Genomic DNA, 21,602 nt, shown 5'->3' on the forward strand with positions numbered 1-21,602 from the left:
ACGTGACTCATCTCGACCGGTGCGACGAATCCAGCCGGACCTGGGTGACCGAGGCGATCGCCGCCGTCGAGGCGGACGCGAACCGCTCGGCCGACACCCACCTGCTGCCGTTCCCGCTGCCCCGGGAGTGGGGCATCGACCTGTACCTCAAGGACGAGTCATCGCACCCCACCGGGTCGCTGAAGCACCGGCTGGCCCGCTCGCTGTTCCTCTACGGGCTCTGCAACGGCTGGATCGGGCCGCGCACCACGATCGTCGAGGCGTCGTCGGGTTCAACCGCCGTCTCCGAGGCGTACTTCGCCCGGATGCTGGGCCTGCCGTTCATCGCGGTGATGCCCGCCTCCACGTCGCCCGAGAAGATCGCGCAGATCGAGTTCCAGGGCGGCCGGTGCCACCTGGTGGACGACCCGGCAGGCGTGGTGGTCGAGGCCCGGTGGCTCGCCGAGGACTCCGGCGGGCACTTCATGGACCAGTTCACCTACGCCGAACGGGCGACCGACTGGCGGGGCAACAACAACATCGCCGAGTCGATCTACGCGCAGTTGGAGCTGGAACGGCACCCGATCCCCGCCTGGGTGGTGGTGGGCGCCGGCACCGGGGGCACCAGCGCGACCATCGGGCGGTACGCCCGGTACCGCCGACTCGCCACCAAGCTCTGCGTCGTCGACCCGGAGAACTCCGCGTTCTACCCGGCCTGGCTGGCCGCCGACTGGTCGGTACGGACCGGAAGGGGCTCCCGCATCGAGGGCATCGGCCGGCCCACCGTGGAGGCGTCGTTCGTACCCGCTGTGGTGGACCGGATGGTCCAGGTGCCGGACGCCGCGTCGCTGGCCGCCATGCGCGCCGGATCGGCGCTGCTCGGCCGCCGGGTCGGCGGGTCCACCGGCACCAACCTGTGGGGCGCGTTCGGTCTGATCGCCGCGATGCTCGCCGAGCGCCGGACCGGCTCGGTGGTCACCCTCATCTGCGACCCGGGCGACAGGTACGCCGACACCTACTACGCCGACGACTGGGTGGCCGCCCAGGGCCTCGACCTGACCCCACACCTGGCCACCATCGACCGCTTCCTGGCCAGCGGGGCCTGGCCGGTCTGACCCGCCTGGCCCCGCTGGGCGCGGTTCTGACCCGCCTGGCCTGCCTGGCCTGCTGAGCGCGGGCCTGACCCGTTCAGCGCGGGTCGATCCGTTCGGCCAGCCCGGGGTAGCGCACCACGTAACCGCTGTCGTCCAGGTCGATGTCCGCTGTGAAGGTGCCGCTGGCGAAGCGCACCCGACCCGGCCCGAGCCCGGTGTAGATCTGCTCGGCCGGCACCACCTCCAAGCCGGGCAGCAGCACCCAGGCGACGGTGATCCGGTGTGCCACGTCGGCCGGCTCGGCAGCCATCCGGAGCCGGTGGACCGGCAGGGTGTTGAACAGCGGCGAGCCGCTCAGGTCGACGTCGAGTGCGTCGGCCAGCCGGTCCGGGTCGTCGGTGCCGGGCAGGCCGGCCCGGGGATGACCGGCCGCGACCAGAGCGGCGTCCAGGTTGCCCTGCTCGGCGGTGGTCACCCGCCAGCGGCCCGCCGCCCGTTCCAGCGTCACCCGGCGCAGCCAGCCAAGGCCCTCGGCCTCGACCTCGACCCGGCTCGTGGCCCAGTCCGGCGTGGTGGTCAGCTGGTAGCGCGCTGTCCACGGGATCGGGTCCACGGCGAGCAGAGTGCCCCGGGCCGCCAACCCGTGGCCGTCGTCGAGCAAGACCTGCTCGCTGCCGGCGGTGTCCGTCCGGGACCAGAAGATCGACTTCGGCATGGTCGGCATGAGCCGGACGTTACGCGACCTGCTCGGCATCGGCAGCGCATGCGCGAACGCCGCCGCGAAGCCTGGGCTTCACGACGGCGTTCGGTGGATCAGATCAGTAGGTACGCGCCGCCGGTCGCCCGCCGAAACCGCGCCGATCGTCACGCGGGCGGTCCTCGCGGGGCCGGTCGTCACGCGGCCGGTCGTCCCGGACCCGGCTCTCCGGGCGGAAACCACCCCGAGTGTCCCGGTCGCCGAAGCGCCGGTCGCCCTGCGGCCGGTCGCCCTGCGGCCGGTCAGCGTAGCTCCGGTCGCCCTGGGGGCGGTCGCCGTAGCGGCGCTCGCCCTGCGGCCGGTCGCCGTAGCTCCGGTCACCTTGGGGGCGGTCGCCGTAGCTCCGGTCGCCCTGCGGCCGGTCGCCGAAGCGCCGCTCGCCGGTCGGCCGGTCACCGTAGCGGCGCTCGCCCTGGGGACGGTCGCCGTAGCTCCGGTCACCCTGCGGCCGGTCGCCGTAGCTCCGGTCACCCTGCGGCCGGTCGCCGAAGCGCCGCTCGCCGGTCGGCCGGTCACCGAAGCGCCGGTCACCCTGCGGGCGGTCACCGAAGCGCCGGTCACCACCCTGCGGGCGGTCGCTGTAGCGGCGCTCGCCCCCGGTGCGGTCACCGAACCGACGCGGGCCCCCGGCCCGGTCGTCGAACCGGCGCGAACCGCCGGAGCGGTCACCGTAACCCCGGGGCTCCGCCTCGACGCGGACCGGAACGCCACTGGGCTCCCGGGCGCCGACCAGCTCGGCCAACGCCGCGTCCCCAACCCGGACCCGGGTCTCCTCCGGCGCGACGCCGGCCTTCTCCATCATCGCCAGGGTCGTGCGGCGCTGCTTGGGCAGCACCAACGTGGCGACCGCACCCGACTCGCCGGCCCGGGCGGTACGCCCCGCGCGGTGCAGGTAGTCCTTGGGGTCCTTCGGCGGGTCGACGTGCAACACCAGAGTGACCCCGTCGACGTGGATGCCCCGGGCCGCCACGTCCGTGGCGACGAGCACGTTCATCCGGCCCTCACGGAACTCGGCGAGCGTCTTGGTGCGCATCCGCTGGGTCTTGCCGCCGTGCAGCCCACCGGCGCGGACGCCCACGGCCGCGAGCTGCTCGACCAGCCGGTCCACCCCGAGCTGGGTACGGGCGAAGACCATGGTCCGGCCATCCCGGGCGGCGATCGAGGCCGCCACCGGGAACTTCTCGTGCGGCGGAATCAACAGCATGTGGTGGTCCATGGTGGACACCGAGGCGGTGGACGGCGCCGTGGAGTGGGTGACCGGGTCGGTCATGAACCGCCTGACCAACGTGTCGACGTCGCCGTCCAGAGTGGCCGAGAAGAGCAGCCGCTGACCGTTCGCGGGCGTCTTCGCCAGCAGTTGAGTCACCTCGGGCAGGAAGCCCATGTCGGCCATCTGGTCGGCCTCGTCGAGCACCGTGACCTCGACGTCGTCGAGCTGGCAGATGCCCCGCTCGATGAGGTCGCCGAGCCGGCCCGGAGTGGCCACGATGATCTCCACACCGCGGCGCAGCGCGTCGATCTGACGGTCGTACGGAACGCCACCGACGGCGGTCTTGAGGAAGATGCCGACGGACTTGCCCAGCGGCACCAGGGCGTCGTTGACCTGCATGGCCAGCTCGCGGGTGGGCACCAGGACCAGGGCGCGCGGGTGCATCGGCCGGGCGCGGTTGCGCTTGGCCAGCCGGGCGATCATCGGCAGACCGAAGGCGAGCGTCTTACCCGAACCGGTCTGCCCACGGCCCAGCACGTCGCGGCCGGCGAGCGCGTCCGGAACGGTGGCCCGCTGGATCTCGAACGGGCTGGTGATGCCCTGCTGCGCAAGCGCGCGGACCAGCGGCTCGGGCAGGCCGAGAGCGGCGAAGCTCATCGGCTCGGCGGTCTCGGTCGGCTCGGCCTGCGCGGTCGTTGCCGGCGCGGTGCCGGCCTCGCTCGTGGGGACGTCGAGCTGCTCCCGGGCGGTGTCGGCCGCCGGGACTGAGTTGAAAACGGACGTAACGGTGCTGGAGTCAGCGGAGGTGGTCAACAAAAACCTTTCGAGCGGGGCGCATCTTCGCGATGGCCTGCCGCGGCTGTACCGCCGGATCGCCCGCAAGATCGCCCAGGGGCGCACACCACGCGCGCCGGGTCAGTGATCTCAGCCAGTGTACGGCGGTCTGGCGAACCCGCCAGCCGGTTGAACGACGGTAGTGGGCGGACTCACCATCGTCGCCACTCGCTGGCTCACCCGTTGAGCACGCTGCCGACCAGACCGTCCAGGGCGTCACCGGCCAGCAGAACGACAAGCACGCTGATCGCCACGAGCAGCCCCAGAGCGGCGGCCAGGACGATCATCACCCGGGCGTTGCTGGACCGCTCGGCAGGCGTGTCCGCCCAGCCCTGGGCCAGGATGTGCCCGGTCAACGAGCCGGAGGTCTCCACCGCGTTGGCGGGGATCGCGATGGTGGTGAAGCCGACCCCCTCGCCGCCTCCGTAGACGGTGCCGGCCAGATCGGTGCCGCCGTCGTGCCGCCCACCACGGGTGCCGATGTCGTGCCCCGCACCGCGGGCGCTGGGCGTGACCCGGCCGGCGGAACCCGCAGGTGGGCTGTTCGGCGGCGCGGTCAGGCGGGGGGTCTCGGTGCTGTTCCGGGTCGACGAGAGCGACCCGGCGGTGGACGGCGGCCAGGCCGGCAGCGCCGGCGCGGGCACCACCGGTGGCGCGGAGGGAGCCGTTCCGGTCCATCCGCCGCCGGACGTCGGGCGGGTCGCCGCAGCGCTGGACGTCCACCCGGCCGGCGGTGCGGAAACCGACGCGGATGCTCGTACCCCGGGCGTGTCGTACATCGCCGGCGGCGGCGGAAACGGCGGTGCCGGCATCGGGCCGGGTGGGGCCGGGGGTGCCGGAACCGGCGGGCCGGGCGGTGGCAGCGGCGGGCTCGGCACGGGCGGCGACGGCGGGCCCGGGATGGGCGGCACCGGCGACGGCGGTGGGATGGGCGGGCCGGGAACGGGCGGAACCGGACCGGGCGGCGGCGTGGGCCGAGGGCTCGGGGTGGGACCGGGCGGGTACGGACCCGGGGCGGGAGCGGGCTCCGGCTCCGGGGGTGGCGGCTGGGTCGGCCCGGGGCCGGGTGGTGTGGGCTCCGGCTCCGGAGTCGACGGCTGAGACGGCTCGGCGCCCACCGGCGCGGCTCGATAGACGGCGGGCGCGCTCTCACGACGATCCGGGGTGCCCAGGGCGCTGGCGGTGCCCCGGCTGCTGCTCGGAACCGTGGCGCTGGCCCGTGCCGGCGCGGGGGAGTCGTTCCGCTGCCCGGGCAACGACACTTCGGCGGGGCTGGTCGAGCCGGTCGCACGATAGGTGGTCGCGGTGACCGGAGCGCTGGCCGGCAGGTCACTGCGGAGAGCACCGGCGGTCACCACTGTGGCGCGGGCGCGTACCGGTGCGGCGGCCTGACCCGGGCGCGCGTCGACCGCTGTCGACTTCCCGGCGTCGGCTGCGGAGACGTCCGAGGCGGCGTCCGGGTCGTCGGAAGCGGCGTCGACACCGACGGGTACGTCGTCGTCGGCGGCTACGTCGTCGTCGGCCGTTTCGTCGCGACCGGCGTCGGACGCGGCGACCGTCGCCGTGCCGCTGCCTGCCGAGCTGCCGTTGGCCGGGTTGCTGTCAGCCCGGCTGGCGTCGCTGACGGCGGGGCTGGCGTCGCTGACGGCAGGGCTGGCGTCACTGCCTGCCGGACCAGACTCTGCCGGGCTGGCGTCGCTGACGGCCAAGTCGCTGTCAACGGGGCGCACGTCGCTGCCGGCCGGGCTGCCGTCGGTGGGTCGCGCGTCGGTGCCGGCCGGGCTGGTGACGCTGACGGCCACCGGGTCGACGGTCTCCGGCCCTGGTGGGCCGGCCTGGTCGACCACAGGGTCGACAGTCTCCGCCGGATCTCTCTGCTCGGCCATTTCCGCCCTCCGCGCCATGCTCGCACCCGGACCCGTGACGTCGAGTCGGATGTGCCTGGTTGTCACGGTGCCACAGATCTTCCCGAGCGGACAGCCGGAGCCGGTCGTGGCGGATCAGCCTGCGGTGCTGGGGCTGCCGGTCGCGCTGCTGGTACCCGTCGCGCTCGTGCTGGCCTTCGGCGTGGTGGTCGGAGACATGCTTGTCGGCGCGCTCGTCGGTGCCGAGGGCAGGGTCGTCGGGGGGTTGCTGGGGGTTTTGATCGGGGTCCTGCTCGGGGTGACCGGCGGCTTCGGCGTGCTGCTGCCGGTCGGCGTCGGCGTGGTCGTCAGCGTCGGCGTGGGCGTCGGCGTCGGCCTGGTGGGTTCGGTGGGCTTGGTGGGCGACGGGGTGGGCGTCGGCTTGGTGGTCTTCGTCGGCGTCGGCGACGGAGAGGTCGGCGGCTTCGGGGTCGAGACGGGCGGGGTCGGGTCGGTCACGACGGGTGCCGGCACCGCGCCGATCACCCGGGTGGCGGCGTACAGCCGGCTCCAGCCGACCACCGAGATCTTGACGACGTCGCCGGTGGTGGGCGCCTGCACCATCTTGCCGTTGCCGATGTACATGCCGACGTGGTGGATCGTCGTCCAGCTGCTGCCCGAGGCGAAGAAGAGCAGGTCGCCGGGGAGCAGCGCGCTCTGCGAAACGGTGCGGTTACGGGTGGCGGCGTACTGGTCGCGGGAGACCCGGGGCAGGTCGAAGTAGTCGGCGCCCGGGGACCGGTACGCCGCCCACATCAGGCCGGAGCAGTCGAACTGGTCCGGCCCCTCCTCGGACCACTTGTACGGGTCGCCGAGCTGGGCGAGCGCGTACCGGACGGCAGCCAGTGCCCGCGGGTGCGCGGCCATGCCGCTGATGTTCTGGTTGGAGACGTAGCCGGCGCCGACCTGCTGCTCGGCGGCTTCCTGCTGACGTTCGATCTGGATCAGCGCGGCGGCGTTGTCCCGGCGGAGCTTGAGCAGGCTCGCCTCGGCGGCGCGCAGCGCCGTCTCGCCGGTGGTGAACTCCACCTCGGCGGTGGCGAGCAGGGTCTTGGCCTCGGAGTGCTTCTGGTACGCGGCCTGCTCGCCGGCGCGGGCCCGGGACAACTCCCCGGCCACACCGGTGGTGCCGCCGTCGACCTTCTCGCCACGGCTGATCGCCTGAAGGCGGCTCAGCCCACGGATGTCCTGGGCGAGGTCGCCCGGCGGCAGCGCGGCGGCTGCCTTGATGGCCTCGCCGGCGGCCGTGTCGGCTGTCTGCTGGGCCCGGAGCAGGGCGTCCTGCGCGGTCGCCAGCGCCTTGCCGGCCGCGTCGACCTGCGCCTGCGCGTCGACTCGTTTCTGCCGGCTCACCAGCAACGCCTCGCCGAGCGCGCCCACCTGAACCTCGCCGGCGGAGATCGCGGCGGCCAACGGGCCGTTGCCGATGGTGACCACCGGCGGAACGGGAGCCCCGGCGACCGGTGCGCCGCCGGGCAGTTGGAGCGACCCGGTGACCGCCGGGCGTGAGCCGGTGTCCGGCACCGTGGTCGGAAGGGCGGGCTCCGCGTACGCGGGAGTGGCCAGGACGGCCGCGGCGATCGCGCCGAGCAGGGCGGCCCAGAGCTTCGGTCGCAGAACCGGCGAGATCACCGGGCTCCGTCGTCGCTGCCGTCGCCCGCGCCCGCTGTAGACCATGCCGCTCCCCGTCCGACTGCTCGTCGCCGCGCTCGGTGGGCGCGACCGTCGGGACGGTACCAGTGTGTGTGTTCCGCCCCACCTTGTTACTACCGCACCTCGACACCCTTGTCGATGCGTTGCCGGGTTACGGGAGCCTGAGAGTCTGGTGAAGTGGGTCGCTGCCGGCGACCGTGCCGCCGGACCTGTCGGCACCGCGACGTACGCTCGATCCGGACCGCAGGTGGAAGGGACGTGCCATGGACGCCGGACTCAAGCGTGAGCTCGAAGCGAAGGTGTACGCCGGTGAGCGGCTGACCCGGGAGGACGGGGTCGCCCTCTACGAGAGTGACGACCTGACCTGGTTGGGGCGGCTGGCGCACCACAAGCGCACCGAGTTGAACGGCGACCGGGTGATGTTCAACGTCAACCGGCACCTCAACCTGACGAACGTCTGTTCGGCGTCCTGCGCGTACTGCTCGTTTCAGCGCAAGCCGGGCGAGAAGGACGCGTACACGATGCGCATCGACGAGGCGGTCCGTAAGGCCAAGGAGATGGAGGACGAGCAGCTCACCGAGTTGCACATCGTCAACGGCCTGCACCCCACGCTGCCCTGGCGTTACTACCCGAAGGTGCTGCGCGAGCTGAAGGCGGCGCTGCCGAACGTCAAGCTGAAGTGCTTCACGGCGACCGAGGTGCAGTGGTTCGAGAAGATCAGCGGCCTGAGCGCCGACGAGATCCTCGACGAGCTGATGGACGCCGGCCTGGAGTCGCTCACCGGTGGTGGCGCGGAGATCTTCGACTGGGAGGTCCGGCAGCACATCGTCGACCACGCCTGCCACTGGGAAGACTGGTCGCGCATCCACGCCCTGGCGCACAGCAAGGGCATGAAGACCCCGGCGACGATGCTGTACGGCCACATCGAGGAGCCCCGGCACCGCGTCGACCACGTGCTGCGGTTGCGCGAGTTGCAGGACGAGACCGGTGGTTTCGCGGTCTTCATCCCGCTGCGCTACCAGCACGACTTCGTCGACTCGGCGGACGGCAAGATCCGTAACCGGATCCAGGCGCGCACCACGATGGCCTCGCCGGCCGAGTCGCTGAAGACGTTCGCCGTCTCCCGGCTGCTGTTCGACAACGTGCCGCACGTGAAGAACTTCTGGGTGATGCACGGGCTGTCGGTGGCCCAGCTGTCGCTCAACTTCGGCGTGGACGACCTGGACGGCTCCGTCGTCGAATACAAGATCACGCACGACGCCGACTCGTACGGCACCCCGAACACCATGCACCGTGACGACCTGCTGCACCTGATCTGGGACGCCGGCTTCCAGCCGGTCGAGCGGGACACCCGTTACAACGTGGTCCGGGAGTACGACAAGGCCCCGTCGCTGGCCGAGCGGCGCGCCGAGCCGCAGCAGGTCTGGGCCTGAGCCACCACGTACCCTCGCAGTCGATGACCGAGCAACGAGGTTCTGAGCAGCAGCGGGGCGGGTTTCCCCGCCGGGACGCCGAGGGGCGCATCAGTACCCTGGGCGACCTGCTCGGGGTGTGCCTGGCCGGCCTGGTCATCGGCGCGCTCGCGTTGGTGCTGTTCGACTGGGCGTTCGCCTCGATCGGCGCCGGCGACTTCGGGCACACGAACGGTTGGCTGGCGGTGATCCTGCCGGCCTGGCTGTTCTGGGACGACTTCCGGGCCTGGGAGTTCGGTGCGGCCCGGGTGGCAGCGGCGGTGGTCGCCGCCGCCGTCGGGGTGTTCGCGGGGCTGCTGATCGCCGGTCTGGGCGCCGGGTTGCCGCCGCTGCTGTCCGGCGCGTTGGCGGCGGGGGCGTTCACCGTGGCGTACGCGGTCCTCTGGTTCCCGGGTGTCCGCTGGCTGGCCCGCCGGACCGGCTGACCACGACCGCCCGCCGGGCGGCTCGATCCTTCCGCTGGCAGTGGCGGGCGACGGAGAGAACGGAGTGGTGCGGGTGAGCGCCGCGCTCAAGTACACGCTGGGCCGGATCGGGCTGTTCGTCGCCGTGCTGGCGGGCCTCTGGCTGGTCGACATGAACGTGTTCCTGAAGCTGATGCTGGCGTTGGTGTTCTCCGCCGCGCTCTCCTTCTTCCTGCTGCGCGGTTGGCGGGACGAGATGGCCGGCGAGATCGCCGAAGCGGCCGAGCGCCGCCGTACCGAGAAGGAACGCCTCCGCTCCGCCCTAGCCGGCGAAGACCAGGACCCCACCCCCACCCCCACCCCCACCCCCACCCCAACCCCCGATCCGCAGGCCCCCGACTCCCCGCGTTGATCAAGAGGTTTGCGTCACCAGGACGGGCTCCAGTGACGCAAACCTCTTGATCAACCCCGTGCTGGGGGTGGGGTGGCGCGCAGGGGGTTACCAGTTGGTGGAGCCGGGGACCTTGGGCCAGGTTTTTGTGGTGGGCTTGATCAGGTAGGCGATGCCGCCGGAGCCGCCGGACACCCCGCCGCTGGCGTTCGTGCGCTTGGTCCGCAGCCAGATCTGCTCGAACTGCGCGCGCTTGTAGACGTTGCGCACCACGTCGTTGCTCGACGAGGCAGGATCGTTGACGATCACGTCGCCGTCGGCGGTGAAGCCGACCACCACGAAGAGGTGCCCGGAGGTGCCGTAGTTCGCCCCGTCCAGCTCGCTGGCGAGGAAGGACTGACTTGTCACCACGGGGATGCCTGCGGCGATGAAGCGTTCCAGTTCGTCCAGCGAGTGCAGCCGCGTCACCCGGCCCTCCAGCCCGGGGAAGCTGGCCGCGTACGCGGTGTTGAACGGCCAGTTGCCCGCGCCGTCGTACGCGTAGTCGTAGGTCATCCGCGCGGCATGGTTGACCGTCGGGTCGGGGTAGGTCGGGTCCACCCAGGAGGTGTCGTCGGTCGACGGCCTGCGACCCCAGTACTCGACGACCATCTCCGTCGAGGTGGGTGAGCACCACGCCTCGCCGCCGCCGTCGTACTCGGGGTAGTGCCCGGCGTGCACGTTCTGCGAGTAGCGCGGCACCGGCAGCTCGACGCCCCAGGCGATGTGCCCGGCGCTCGGCGGCACTGTGAACCGGTCCGGCACTGTGGAACTCATCGCGCCGAGCATCCGGACCACCGGTGCGGCGGCCTGGCCGGGTGCCCGGTAGAGGGTCAGCTTGAGCTGGTACGACCGCAGCAGCACCCCGGCGGTGGCGTCGTCGATGCTGAACGTGTCGGTCCAGATCGTCGAGAAGGGGTCGCCCTGCCTGTCGACGCTCGTCCGTTTGATGTCGGCGTCGCCGGACGCCCAGCGACCGAGGACGTACCACGGGGTCTGGTCGCCGCTGGTGTAGTTGCCCTGCATCTCCACCTGGATCCAGGTGCCGGCGGGGGTCTCCGCGTTCCAGGAGGCGATCAGCTCGGTGGCGTCGAACCCGATCCGGGTCACCGGCGAGGTCCAGGTGCCGTACTCCCAGGTGCGGGTGACGCCGGTGTGCGGGTCCGCGTACTCGGTGGTGCCGGCCGGGCCGGCCAGGGTGACGCCCGCTCGGGCGCCGGGCACGACGCGGGTGCCGGCCCGGCTGCCCCGGTGCCAGTCGGCGGGCCCGGACCAGTCCTGGTAGGTGATCTGCTCGTCGTGGGCGGGGGCGGGCGGGTGCGCCGCCAGTGCGGGCGCGGCGCTGGTGAGCAGGGTGAGCGTGGTGACGCCGGCGAGGGCGGCCGCGCGCAGGCGGGATCTGGCCATTGGTGCTCCGCGGTGTCGAGGGGGCATCGTCGCTGGTCAGTTTTCCGCCTGGCGGGAAGTTTCGCCAGACGTTGACAGGTGGAAAATCATTGTCGCCGTGATGATCCGCTTGGGATGCCTAACGCAACGATCGATATTGATATGACCATGTGACAGGTGGTGAAGTGTCCTTCACCGAGCGGGATCTCCCGCCCATCGAGGAGGTAGTCCATGGCCCTCCGCACGCCCATTCCTCTCCGCCGTGTCCTGGTGCTCGCTGTCGTCACCGGGCTGGGCATCGTCACCGTCGCCGCCGGTCCGGTCGCCGCCCGACCGGCACCGGACCGCACCGCCGAGCCGGCCGCCGCGGCCGGCTACCGGGTGCTCGGGCCCCGGACCCTCGCCGACCGCAACGCGGTGGCCCGCACCGGGGCCGCCATCGACTACTCCGAGCACGGCGTGCTGCACATCTCGGCCACCGCGGCCGAGGCCGCCGCGATCGGCAAGCTCGGCTTCCGGCTGGAACCGCTCGCCCCGCCCCCCAACGCCGAGCGCGGCGCCGACGACTTCGGCACGCTGGCCTTCCCGCCGGCCGACTCCAACTACCACGACTACGCAGAACTGACCGCCGTCGTGAACCAGGTCGTCGCCGACCATCCGGCGATCGCCCGCAAGATCAGCATCGGTTCGTCGTACGAGGGCCGCGACCTGATGGCGGTGAAGATCTCCGACAACGTCGGCACCGACGAGAGCGAGCCGGAGATCCTGTTCAACTCCCAGCAGCACGCCCGCGAGCACCTGACCGTCGAGATGGCGATCTACCTGCTCAACCTCTTCACCGACAACTACGGCAGTGACTCCCGGATCACCAACATCGTCAACGGCCGGGAGCTCTGGATCGTGCCGACCGTCAACCCGGACGGCAGCGAGTACGACATCGCCACCGGTTCGTACCGGTCCTGGCGCAAGAACCGGCAGCCCAACAGCGGCTCGTCGAACGTCGGCACCGACCTGAACCGCAACTGGTCCTACAACTGGGGATGCTGCGGCGGCTCGTCCGGCACCACCTCGTCGGAGACCTACCGGGGCCCGTCGGCATTTTCCGCGCCCGAGACGCAGGCGCTGCGCAACTTCGTCAACGGCCGGGTGGTCGGCGGGGTGCAGCAGATCAAGGCCAACATCGACTTCCACACGTACTCGGAGCTGGTGCTCTGGCCGTACGGCTACACCACCGCGAACACCGCGACCGGGATGAACGCGGACCAGTACAGCACCTTCGCCACCATCGGACAGCAGATGGCGGCCACCAACAACTACACGCCGGAACAGTCCAGCGACCTGTACATCACCGACGGGGACAGCCTCGACTGGATGTGGGCGACCCACAACATCTGGGCGTACACCTTCGAGATGTACCCGGGTTCGTCCGGCGGCGGCGGCTTCTACCCGCCCGACGAGGTCATCGGAGCGCAGACCTCGCGCAACCGGGAGGCGGTGCTGATCCTCAGCGAGTACGCCGACTGCCCGTACCGGGCGATCGGCAAGCAGGCGCAATACTGCGGCGGCGGTGGCGGCACCACCGTCTGGTCGGACACCTTCGAGACCGCCACCGGTTGGACCATCAACCCGTCCGGCACCGACACCGCCACGCTCGGCGCGTTCGAGCGGGGTGCCGCCCAGGCGACCACGTCCTCCGGCGCCAAGCAGCTCACCCCGTACGCCGGGTCCAACGACCTGGTCACCGGCCGGCTGGCCGGCTCGGCGGCTGGTGACTACGACGTCGACGGCGGCGTGACGAGCGCCCGGTCCCCGGCGGTGACCCTGCCGTCGTCAGGCACGCTCACCCTCTCGCTCGCCTGGTACCTGGCGCACGGCTCGAACGCGTCGTCGGCGGACTACCTGCGGGTGAGCGTCGTGCACAACGGCGGCACCACAGCGCTGCTCACCCAGAGCGGCGCGGCCAGCAACCGGAACGGGAGTTGGGCGGTAGCCAACCTCAACCTCACCCCGTACGCCGGCCAGTCGGTCCGCGTGCTCGTCGAGGCGGCGGACGCATCCGGAGCCAGCCTGGTGGAGGCGGCTGTGGACAACGTCACCATCACGTCCTCCTGATCGGGTGGGGCCCCGCTCCGCCCCGGCGGGGCCCCGCCACCCGGTCCCGAGTCTCCACATAAGGAACATATCCCCACGGCGTGGAGGTCCCGTCGATCGTCGAGCGCCGATCGCAGCGTGATCGATCCGGCACGTCCTGGCGGTGCGCTACGGTCTTACCGACCAGTCCGCAGCGAAGCCGGTGCTCATCCCGGCGCTGTCCCGCAACTGTGATGCCCCACCGTCAGGTGGGGACGAGCCAGGTCGCCTACGGATCGGTCGCGATACGCGCTCTCGAGGAAGGGCGCCTCGTGGGCGGGCGTACGCAAGTCCCTGTCGGCGAAGCACCACACTCCTCGACCGACAGGAGGCCCACATGTTCAGACGTACCCCTCGGCTCTTCGCGGCGACCCTCGCGGTCGCCGCGCTCGCCCTCGGCGCCTGCGCCGAGAAGGCCGACGACACGCCGAGCGCCGGCACCGCAGCCGCCGCCTACCCGGTCACCGTCGGCGCGCTCGCCCTCGACAAGCGCCCCGAGAAGATCGTCGTGCTGTCGCCCACGGCCACCGAGATGCTGTTCGCTATCGGTGCCGGCCCGCAGGTCACCGCCGTCGACGACCAGTCGAACTACCCGACCGACGTGCCCAAGACCGACCTCTCCGCCTTCCAGCCGAACGCCGAGGCCATCGCCGGTAAGAACCCCGACCTCGTGGTGCTCTCGGACGACCGCAACAAGATCGTCGAGCAGCTCGGCAAGCTGAAGATCCCGGTGTACCAGACCCCGGCGGCGGTCACCCTCGACGACTCGTACCGGCAGATCACCGAGCTGGGCACGTTGACCGGGCACGCCGACCAGGCCACCGACGTCACCACCCGGATGAAGGACGACATCGCCAAGCTGGTCAAGGACCTGCCGCAGCGCGCCGAGAAGCTCACCTACTTCCACGAGCTGGGCCCGGAGCTGTACAGCGCCACCAGCAAGACCTTCATCGGCTCGCTCTACAGCCAGGTCGGCCTGACCAACATCGCCGACCCCGCCGACGCGGACGGTAAGAACTTCGGCTACCCGCAGCTGTCGCAGGAGTTCATCGTCAAGGCCGACCCGGACTTCGTCTTTCTGGCCGACGCCAAGTGCTGCCAGCAGAGCGCCGACACCGTGAAGGCGCGCAGCGGCTGGGCCGGCCTCACCGCTGTGAAGAACAACCAGGTGGTCGCCCTGGACGACGACATCGCCTCCCGCTGGGGCCCGCGGGTCGTGGACCTGCTCCGGGTCATCATCGACGCGGTCGCCAAGGTGCCCGCGTGACAGTCACCAGTCGGTGACCGGGCCGCTGTCTGCGGCCCGGCCCGCCGGGTTGCGTAAGCGGTGGCTGGTCGTGGGTTTGCTCGCGGTGCTCGTCGCGCTCGTCGTCGGAGTGTCGCTGGGCCCGGTGAGTCTCCCCCCGGGCAGCGTCGCCGCCGAGCTGCTCAACCTGTTTCCCGGCGTGCACCTCGACAGTGGGCTGACCGAGCGTGAGATCGCGATCGTCACCGAGCTGCGCCTGCCCCGGGTGGTGCTGGGCCTGCTCGTCGGCGGTCTGCTCGCCCTCGCCGGTGGGTGCTACCAGGGCGTGTTCCGTAACCCGCTGGCCGACCCGTACCTGCTCGGGGTGGCCGCCGGCGCCGGCCTCGCAGTCACCGCGGCGATCGCCCTCGGCGGCGCCGGCCGGCAGGGGTCGCTCTCCGGGCTGCCGATGACCATTCCGATCGCCGCGTTCGCCGGTTCCCTGCTCGCCGTCACGATGACCTACGTGCTCGGGGCGGCCGGCGGGCGACGCGGGTCACCGGCGATGCTGATCCTGGCCGGCGTGGCGGTGTCCGCGTTCCTCTCCGCCGGGCAGACGTACCTGCTGCAACGTCACGCCGACAGCATCCAGCCGGTCTACTCCTGGTTGCTCGGCCGGCTGGCCACCGCCGGCTGGCACGACGTGCTGCTGGTGCTGCCGTACGCCGCGCTGACCACTGTGGTGGTGCTGCTGCACCGCCGTGAGCTGGACGTCCTCGCGGTCGGTGACGACGAGGCGAGGAGCCTGGGCCTGCACCCGCAGCGCACCCGCTACCTGTTGATCGCCGCCGCCTCCCTGGGCACCGCCGCGGCGGTCTCCGCGACCGGCCTGATCGGCTTCGTCGGCATCATCGTGCCGCATACCGTCCGGCTGCTCGCCGGCTCCAGCTACCGGGTGATCCTGCCGATGTCACTGCTGTTCGGAGGCGCGTTCCTGGCGTTGACCGACGTGGTGGCCCGCACCGTCGCCGCTCCGTCCGAGCTGCCCATCGGAGTGGTGACCGCCCTGCTGGGTGGCCCGTTCTTCGTCCTTGTCCTGCGGACCGCCCGGCGGGTGCTCACGTGAGCAGCCAACACGCCGCCGGTGCGCCGGCCGCCGGTGCGCCGGCCGTCGAGGTGCGTGGGCTGCACGTCGAACTCGGCGGTACGCCGATCCTGACCGGCGTCGACCTCACCGTCGCCGTCGGCGAGTGGGTCACTGTGATCGGCCCGAACGGCGCCGGCAAGTCCACAGTGTTGCGCGCCGTCGGCGGCCTGCTGCCCGCGCCGAAGGCGATCACCCTGTTCGGTACGCCGAGTGCCGCGCTGCGCCGTCGGGACCGCGCCCGGATAGTGGCCACGGTGGCCCAGTCCCCGGTGGTGCCGCCCGGCATGGCGGTGCTGGACTACGTGCTGCTCGGCCGCACCCCGTACATACCGACCCTGGGCCGGGAGTCGGCCGCCGACATCGAGGCCGTGCACGAGGTGCTGGGGCGGTTGGATCTCGCCGACTTCCACCGTCGCGAACTGGCCACCCTCTCCGGCGGCGAACGGCAGCGGGTGTTCCTCGCCCGCGCGCTCGCCCAGGGCGCGACGCTGCTGCTGCTCGACGAGCCGACCAGCGCGCTCGACATCGGCCACCAGCAGGACGTGCTCGAAGTCGTCGACCAGCTGCGCCGCGAGCACGGCCTGACCGTCCTGGCCACGATGCACGACCTCTCCCTGGCCGGCGAGTACGCCGACCGGATGGTGATGCTCGCCGCCGGTCAGGTGGTGGCCGCCGGAACTCCGCCCGAGGTGTTGACCGAGGAGTTGCTCGCCACCCACTACCGGGCCAGCGTGCGGGTGGTCCCCGGCACCCACGGCCCCCTGGTGATCCCCGTCCGTCCCACCCGCGCCAACACGTAGTTCCCGACGCCTCGACCCGCCGGCGATCTTGCACTTTCTGTCGCGACACAACCGGCATTCCACTCATGTCGACGACCGAAACTGCAAGATCGGCGCGATCTTCCCGCTCGACACACGCTCCAGCCAGTACGGGTTGACCCGCCAACCACAGCCCTGACGCAACAGTGTCGACCACCAGATCAAGTCCGGGCGTGCGGGCGGGGGCGCGGATTCGTGGCGGGTCAGGGGCCCAGGTCGATGACGGAGAAGAGGGCGCCCTGGGGGTCGCGGAGGGCGGCGAAGCGGCCCGCCGGGATGTCGCGGGGCGGGACCAGGATCGTTCCGCCCAGCTCGGAGGCGCGGGCCGCGGCGGCGTCCGCGTCGGCCACCGCGAAGTACACGGTCCAGTACGCGGGCAGGTCGGCCGGGAAGTCGTCGGCCAGCGGTGGCATCATCCCGGCGACGATCTGCGTCCCGAGCCGCCACCCGGTGTACGTCATGGCGCCCACCGCCTGGTCGTCGGGCTGCCAGCCGAACACCAGCTCGTAGAAGACCTTCGCGCCCTCGGGGTCGGGGGTGACCAGCTCGTTCCAGCTCATGGCGCCCGGCACGTTGAACACCTCGGCACCGGTCATGGTCAGCGGCTGCCAGACGCTGAACGTGGCGCCGGCCGGGTCGGCGAAGACCGCCATCCAGCCCCTGTCGAAGACCTCGAACGGTGGCACGACCACCTGCCCGCCGGCCCGTTCGACCCGGCCGGCGACCAGTTCGGCGTCGTCGGTGGCGAGGTACGTCGACCAGATCGGAACCTGGTCCGGGATCGCGGGCGGGCCGGCGCCGGCCACCGGCTTGCCGTCGAGCAGGAAGACCGTGTAGCCACCCGCCTCGGGTTCGGAGGTGACCTGGCCGGTCCACCCGAACAGCTCCGGATAGAAACGCCGCGCGTCGGTCAGGTCCGGGGTGGCCAGGTCGGCCCAGCAGGGCGTACCCGGCGGGACGGTGCTCACGTCAAGACCCCTCTCGGCCCGGGCGGCCACGGCGGCCCCCTGCCGGAATCCTGGCACCGTCCCGCCGCGCCTCGGGGCGGAAACGGACGAATCGTCAGCTGAACCGGCGACCCTCGTCCCGCCGGTACGCCCAGCCGGCGAGCGCGGCGAGCAGCACCACCCAGACACCGAGCATGATCAGTGCCAGCGGCTGCACGGTGTAGTCGGCCACCGCCGCCCACATCAGCTCGGCAGCACCCCGGGTGGGCAGGTACGGGGCGATCGTCTCGATGAACCCGGGGGCATCGCCCGGCGCGGAGAGCAGGCCGCCGCCGAACGCCAGCGGCAGGAAGACCACCTGCGCGACAACGATCGCCGCCTTGCTCGGCAGCGAGTAGCCGATGGCGAGCCCCATCAGCGTGAACGGCACCGAGATGACGGCCACCGTGCCGAGCGCCAGCAGGAACGCCGCCGGGGTGATCCGGGCCGCGGTCAGCGTCGCGCCGATCACCACGACCGGGATCAGCGAGAGATAGGTGAGTGCCAGGCCGGCCAGCACCCGGCCGGCGAACCGTGGCGCCGGCCCAGCCGGCAGAGTTCGGGTGTACGGGTTCCAGGGCTGGTCGCGGTCCTCGGCGATACCGACGCCGTACTGGAAGATGTTGGCGCTCATCACCGAGAAGGTGACCATCGACGCGGTGGCGTAGGTGGCAGCGACCGGATCGTCACCGGCGAACGGCACCACGAAGAAGATCATGGCGGCGGCCGGGAAGAAGGCGCTGCCGAAGACGGCCACCGGGATCCGGATGATCTCCAGGAGCTGGTAGCGGGCGTGGACCAGGGCGAGCTGCACTGTCGCCTCCTCAGACTGTGGTGGGCTGGCCGCCGGCAGCGGCGGTGGTGGGTCGGCCGGCTCCGGCGGGTACGGCTCCGCTGGGCGCGTCTCCGCTGGTGATGGCGAGGAACGCCTCCTCCAGCGAGGTCGGCCGTACCTCCAGGTCGGTGAACGGGGTCTGGGTCATGACCAGCGCTCGGACCAGCTCGTCGGCGTCGGTGGTGAGCAGGTGCAGTCGACCGTCGACCCGTTCGCTGCGGACCACCCCGGGCAGGTCGGGCAGGTGATCGGCGACCAGGCTGACCCGGCGTACGCCCACGATGCCGCGTACCGCGTCCACTGTGTCGTCGGCGAGCACGCGACCCTGCCCGATGACCACCACCCGGTGGGCGAGCGCCTCCACCTCCTCCAGGTAGTGGCTGCTCAGCAGCACGGTGCCGCCGTCGTCGTGGAAGGCCCGGATCGCGTCCCACAGGGTGTGCCGGGCGGCCACGTCCAGGCCGGTGGTGGGCTCGTCGAGCAGCACCAACCGGGGTCGACCGACGAATGCCAACGCCACCGCCAACCGGCGCCGCTGCCCTCCGGAGAGCCCACCGGTCTGCCGTCGGGCCAGGTCGTCAAGGCCGAAGCGGTCGAGCAGTTCGGCCCGGGGCACCGGGTCGCTGTAGTGCGCGGAGACGAAGTCGACGACCTCGCCGACGCGCAGAGTGCCGGGCAGGCCGGTCTCCTGCGGGGTGACCCCGATCTGCCGTCGGCTGGCCGGGTCGCGGGGGTCGCCGCCGAACAGCTCCACCCGCCCCGAGCTGGGGCGGCGCAGACCCATCAGCAGGTTCATCAGGGTGCTCTTGCCGGCGCCGTTCGGCCCGAGCAGGCCGACCAGTTCACCGGCCCGAACTTCCAGGTCGACACGGTCGAGGGCGAGGACGTCGCCGTACCGGCGGCTGGCCTGGTCGGCGCGGGCGAGGGTCATGGCTGCTCCTTCGACGGGATGGGGTCGAGCAGGGTGCGGATCGTCTCGGTGTACTCCTCGAACGCCAGCCTGCCGCGCCGACTGAGCCCGACCATGGTCGCCGGGGTGCGTCCGCGATGGGTCTTACTGATCTCCACGTAGCCGGCGTCCTCGAGTTTGCGCAGGTGCACCGACAGGTTGCCGGCGGTCATCGCGAGCAGTTGCTGTAGGCGGGGAAACGCGATCCGGTCGCCGACGTTGAGAGTGGAGAGACTGGCCACCACCCGCAGCCGGGCCTGCGCGTGGATGACCGGGTCCAGCTCGGTCACGGCTGCTGCCGCAGTCGCTGTCGCCGCCGGGCGAGCGCGCCGGCCACCAGCATTCCGCCGCCGCCGGCCACCGCCACGACGAGTGGGTGCCAGCCCGGGCCGGCGATCGCCCCGATCAGATTGATCACGCTGATCCAGACGCCGAGCCGGAACAGGTCCTGGTCCAGCCAGACCGCCCCGCCGGCCATGTGCAGCGCACCGGTCAGCCCGACGGCGGTCGCCGACCAGAGCAGCGCCGCCAGGTCGTGCGGCAGGTGCTCGGAGATGCGGCCCAGCCCCGCGTAGACGCTCACCGAGCCGAGGGCCCAGGCGTACCCGTACCACTTGCCCCGCCGGGCGGAGTCGCCGATCACCTGGCCGTAGGCCCGCACGCTGACCACCGCCTGGGTCGCTCCGGCGGCCGCCAGCAGGACGAAGAGGACGGTCAGCGGCAGCCAGCTGGGCAGTGCGACAAGCGCCCGGTCACCGGGGGAGAACCGCAGGAAGAACAGCCCGAAGCCGATCAGCCAGGCGACCCCCCAGGGCCAGTAGAGCAGGCGCGCATCGGGATCGAGCCGGCGTGCCGTCGCCGACCGTTGGTCCTGGATCAGCTGGAGCGCCGCTGCGGCGTCGATGGGTGGCGAATCGTCGTCGAGGTCCACGCAAACTACTTTACGGCACAAAGTCGAAGGCGGTTGCCCCGTCATCGCCGGGCGGGACCCCCGATCCCGGCGAGCAGTGCCTATGGTGGGGTGTCGTGGCGACTGATCCGTCGCACAGGCCACAGGGGAGGGTTCGTGTCAAGCCCGATCAATGAGCTGGAAGTCCAGCCTGAGGCCCTGACGGCGTTCGCCGCGGGGTCCAGGGACCGGGCGGCCCGCTTCAGCGAGCTGCACCGCGCCTTCGGCGACGGCCACGTGCCCCGGCACGCCTTCGGGGTGATGCCGGCGTCCTTCAACCTCGCGGCGACGTACGCCGAGCAGTTCGAGGCGTGCCTGCAGGGTCTCGCCGACGGTGCCGAGATGATGGCGGACATCGCGGAAGGGGTCAGCGACACCGCCGCCGCCTACACCGGCACCGACGTGGCCAACACCGACCTGTTCGTGCCCGGCCGCCCGCCCGCCCCCGACGTCATGACGCCAGGCCCCTGGTCCGGTGGCGCCGACGTTCCGAGCGGGCCGGTGCCCGCGTGAGCACCGAGGCGTTGCAGCGCAACAAGACCTACTTCGAGCAGATCGTGTCGGGCACGCCCGACCCGTTCAAGCCACTCTCCAACGCGGTGCTCTGGCCGTTCGAGCAGCTGTTGGAGCTCGTCGCCGGCGAACCGGACGACCTGATGCGGGCCGCCCAGGTCTGCCTGGACACCGGCGCGGCGGTCCGCGAGATCGCCGGTGACCAGATCGCCGACCGGGCCCGGTTGCGCGGCGCGTGGACGGGCGACGCCGCCGAGAGCTTCCACGCCTCGATGGAGTCGGTCGAGGCGGCGATCGAGGAGCTTGCCCAGGGGCTCGACGGCACCAAGGACGTGCTGGTCGAGGCCGCGAACGCGGCGGTGGACGCGTTCAACCTGCTGGTCGAGCTGATCCTCGAGTTCCTGCTCTGGTTCCTCACCGAGGTGATCATCGCGGCGGTGGCGGCGGCGCTGAGCGCCGGCGTCTCGCTGGCCGCCACAGTGGTCCGGGTGCTGGCCCGGCTGGCCACCACAGTGGGTCGGATGGTCAAGATCGTCGCTCGGTTCGCCGAGGTGCTCACCCGCCTCGCCGCCCGGCTGGGCAAGGTCGCCGGGCAGCTCCGCAAGTACGCGGAGACCGTCATGGAGATCAAGAAGCGAAAGAAGCAGTACAAGCTGGTCAGCAAGAGCGGCTGGACGGCAGAGGGGCGCGCCTTCCAGATCGAGAAGTTCAAAACGCTCTTCCCCGGCAAGTTCGTCATCAACCAGGTCTCACCGGTGAACATCCCCGGCTTCGGCGGTGCCCTGCTGGACACCGGCGTGGGCCTGCACGACATCTCCGACGGGCACAAGGACCGCAACTACCTGGTGGACGGCACGTACAGCGAAGACCTGGGCCCGTACACCACAGGTGTGCAGAATGTCTTCGACTCCATCGTGAACTGAGAGG

Annotated in this window: 20 protein-coding genes; 10 read left to right on the forward strand and 10 right to left on the reverse strand. The window is 71.7% G+C overall.

Translation table 11 applies throughout. The annotated features are described in order from the left end of the window. Positions 1-2 precede the first annotated feature (2 nt). Positions 3-1,094, forward strand: a complete 1,092-nt coding sequence (locus ABZ406_RS17885; RefSeq protein WP_357762468.1) for a PLP-dependent cysteine synthase family protein — start codon at positions 3-5, stop codon at positions 1,092-1,094. Positions 1,095-1,167: 73 nt separating this feature from the next. Here the strand turns inward: ABZ406_RS17885 and ABZ406_RS17890 are convergent, their stop codons facing one another. The 4 genes from ABZ406_RS17890 to ABZ406_RS17905 form a co-directional block, all read right to left on the reverse strand. Next, positions 1,168-1,797: a putative glycolipid-binding domain-containing protein gene (locus ABZ406_RS17890; protein ID WP_357762471.1), complete on the reverse strand. Its 630-nt coding sequence runs from the start codon at positions 1,795-1,797 to the stop codon at positions 1,168-1,170. 94 nt (positions 1,798-1,891) lie between these two features. Continuing rightward, on the reverse strand, positions 1,892-3,697 hold the full coding sequence (locus ABZ406_RS17895; protein WP_357762847.1) for a DEAD/DEAH box helicase: 1,806 nt from the start codon (positions 3,695-3,697) through the stop codon (positions 1,892-1,894). A gap of 353 nt (positions 3,698-4,050) precedes the next feature. Next, entirely contained in the window at positions 4,051-5,760 is a 1,710-nt protein-coding gene (locus ABZ406_RS17900) for a hypothetical protein (RefSeq protein WP_357762474.1), read from the reverse strand. Positions 5,761-5,874: 114 nt separating this feature from the next. Beyond that, positions 5,875-7,455, reverse strand: coding sequence for an NlpC/P60 family protein (locus tag ABZ406_RS17905; RefSeq protein ID WP_357762476.1), 1,581 nt, complete (start codon positions 7,453-7,455; stop codon positions 5,875-5,877). 239 nt (positions 7,456-7,694) lie between these two features. Between ABZ406_RS17905 and mqnE the strand changes: the two genes are divergently transcribed. The 3 genes from mqnE to ABZ406_RS17920 all read left to right on the forward strand — a co-directional run bounded on the left by mqnE (position 7,695) and on the right by ABZ406_RS17920 (position 9,719). Next, positions 7,695-8,864 carry an aminofutalosine synthase MqnE gene (mqnE, locus tag ABZ406_RS17910; protein ID WP_203174799.1) on the forward strand — a complete coding sequence of 390 codons (1,170 nt, stop codon included), beginning with the start codon at positions 7,695-7,697 and terminating at the stop codon, positions 8,862-8,864. 23 nt (positions 8,865-8,887) lie between these two features. Further along, positions 8,888-9,328 (forward strand): hypothetical protein, encoded by a 441-nt coding sequence (locus ABZ406_RS17915; protein WP_357762479.1) that lies wholly within the window; start codon positions 8,888-8,890, stop codon positions 9,326-9,328. Positions 9,329-9,401: 73 nt separating this feature from the next. Continuing rightward, positions 9,402-9,719: a DUF4229 domain-containing protein gene (locus tag ABZ406_RS17920; RefSeq protein WP_357762481.1), complete on the forward strand. Its 318-nt coding sequence runs from the start codon at positions 9,402-9,404 to the stop codon at positions 9,717-9,719. 87 nt (positions 9,720-9,806) lie between these two features. On the opposite strand, the gene ABZ406_RS17925 is transcribed toward ABZ406_RS17920, so the two are convergent. Continuing rightward, positions 9,807-11,144, reverse strand: coding sequence for a C39 family peptidase (locus ABZ406_RS17925; protein ID WP_357762484.1), 1,338 nt, complete (start codon positions 11,142-11,144; stop codon positions 9,807-9,809). A gap of 210 nt (positions 11,145-11,354) precedes the next feature. On the opposite strand from ABZ406_RS17925, the gene ABZ406_RS17930 reads away from it, so the two are divergent. From ABZ406_RS17930 to ABZ406_RS17945, 4 genes are all read left to right on the forward strand, one after another. Further along, positions 11,355-13,235 (forward strand): M14 family metallopeptidase, encoded by a 1,881-nt coding sequence (locus ABZ406_RS17930; protein WP_357762487.1) that lies wholly within the window; start codon positions 11,355-11,357, stop codon positions 13,233-13,235. Positions 13,236-13,590: 355 nt separating this feature from the next. Next, entirely contained in the window at positions 13,591-14,520 is a 930-nt protein-coding gene (locus ABZ406_RS17935) for an ABC transporter substrate-binding protein (protein ID WP_357762490.1), read from the forward strand. A gap of 13 nt (positions 14,521-14,533) precedes the next feature. Continuing rightward, positions 14,534-15,604, forward strand: a complete 1,071-nt coding sequence (locus tag ABZ406_RS17940) for an iron ABC transporter permease (RefSeq protein WP_357762493.1) — start codon at positions 14,534-14,536, stop codon at positions 15,602-15,604. Next, positions 15,601-16,425 carry an ABC transporter ATP-binding protein gene (locus ABZ406_RS17945; protein ID WP_357762496.1) on the forward strand — a complete coding sequence of 275 codons (825 nt, stop codon included), beginning with the start codon at positions 15,601-15,603 and terminating at the stop codon, positions 16,423-16,425. Before ABZ406_RS17940 ends, ABZ406_RS17945 begins: the two co-directional genes overlap by 4 nt. A gap of 221 nt (positions 16,426-16,646) precedes the next feature. Here the strand turns inward: ABZ406_RS17945 and ABZ406_RS17950 are convergent, their stop codons facing one another. The 5 genes from ABZ406_RS17950 to ABZ406_RS17970 form a co-directional block, all read right to left on the reverse strand. Then, positions 16,647-17,411 carry a VOC family protein gene (locus tag ABZ406_RS17950; protein ID WP_357762499.1) on the reverse strand — a complete coding sequence of 255 codons (765 nt, stop codon included), beginning with the start codon at positions 17,409-17,411 and terminating at the stop codon, positions 16,647-16,649. A gap of 94 nt (positions 17,412-17,505) precedes the next feature. Continuing rightward, a complete protein-coding gene (locus tag ABZ406_RS17955; RefSeq protein WP_357762502.1) occupies positions 17,506-18,243 on the reverse strand; it encodes an ABC transporter permease in 738 nt (245 codons plus the stop codon). 10 nt (positions 18,244-18,253) lie between these two features. Further along, entirely contained in the window at positions 18,254-19,195 is a 942-nt protein-coding gene (locus ABZ406_RS17960) for an ABC transporter ATP-binding protein (RefSeq protein WP_357762505.1), read from the reverse strand. Further along, the gene (locus ABZ406_RS17965; RefSeq protein WP_357762508.1) at positions 19,192-19,503 is read right to left on the reverse strand and encodes a transcriptional regulator; all 312 of its coding nucleotides are present in this window, start codon (positions 19,501-19,503) and stop codon (positions 19,192-19,194) included. The genes ABZ406_RS17960 and ABZ406_RS17965 overlap by 4 nt, the downstream gene beginning before the upstream one ends. Then, complete coding sequence (locus tag ABZ406_RS17970) at positions 19,500-20,144, reverse strand: transporter (RefSeq protein ID WP_357762511.1); 645 nt, start codon at positions 20,142-20,144, stop codon at positions 19,500-19,502. The genes ABZ406_RS17965 and ABZ406_RS17970 overlap by 4 nt, the downstream gene beginning before the upstream one ends. Positions 20,145-20,279: 135 nt before the next feature. Between ABZ406_RS17970 and ABZ406_RS17975 the strand changes: the two genes are divergently transcribed. After that, positions 20,280-20,675, forward strand: a complete 396-nt coding sequence (locus ABZ406_RS17975) for a type VII secretion target (RefSeq protein WP_357762514.1) — start codon at positions 20,280-20,282, stop codon at positions 20,673-20,675. Beyond that, positions 20,672-21,598 carry a WXG100 family type VII secretion target gene (locus ABZ406_RS17980; protein WP_357762516.1) on the forward strand — a complete coding sequence of 309 codons (927 nt, stop codon included), beginning with the start codon at positions 20,672-20,674 and terminating at the stop codon, positions 21,596-21,598. The genes ABZ406_RS17975 and ABZ406_RS17980 overlap by 4 nt, the downstream gene beginning before the upstream one ends. The last annotated feature ends 4 nt before the right edge of the window (positions 21,599-21,602 follow it).

This window comes from Micromonospora sp. NPDC005710 (assembly GCF_040630995.1).
GTDB lineage: Bacteria > Actinomycetota > Actinomycetes > Mycobacteriales > Micromonosporaceae > Micromonospora.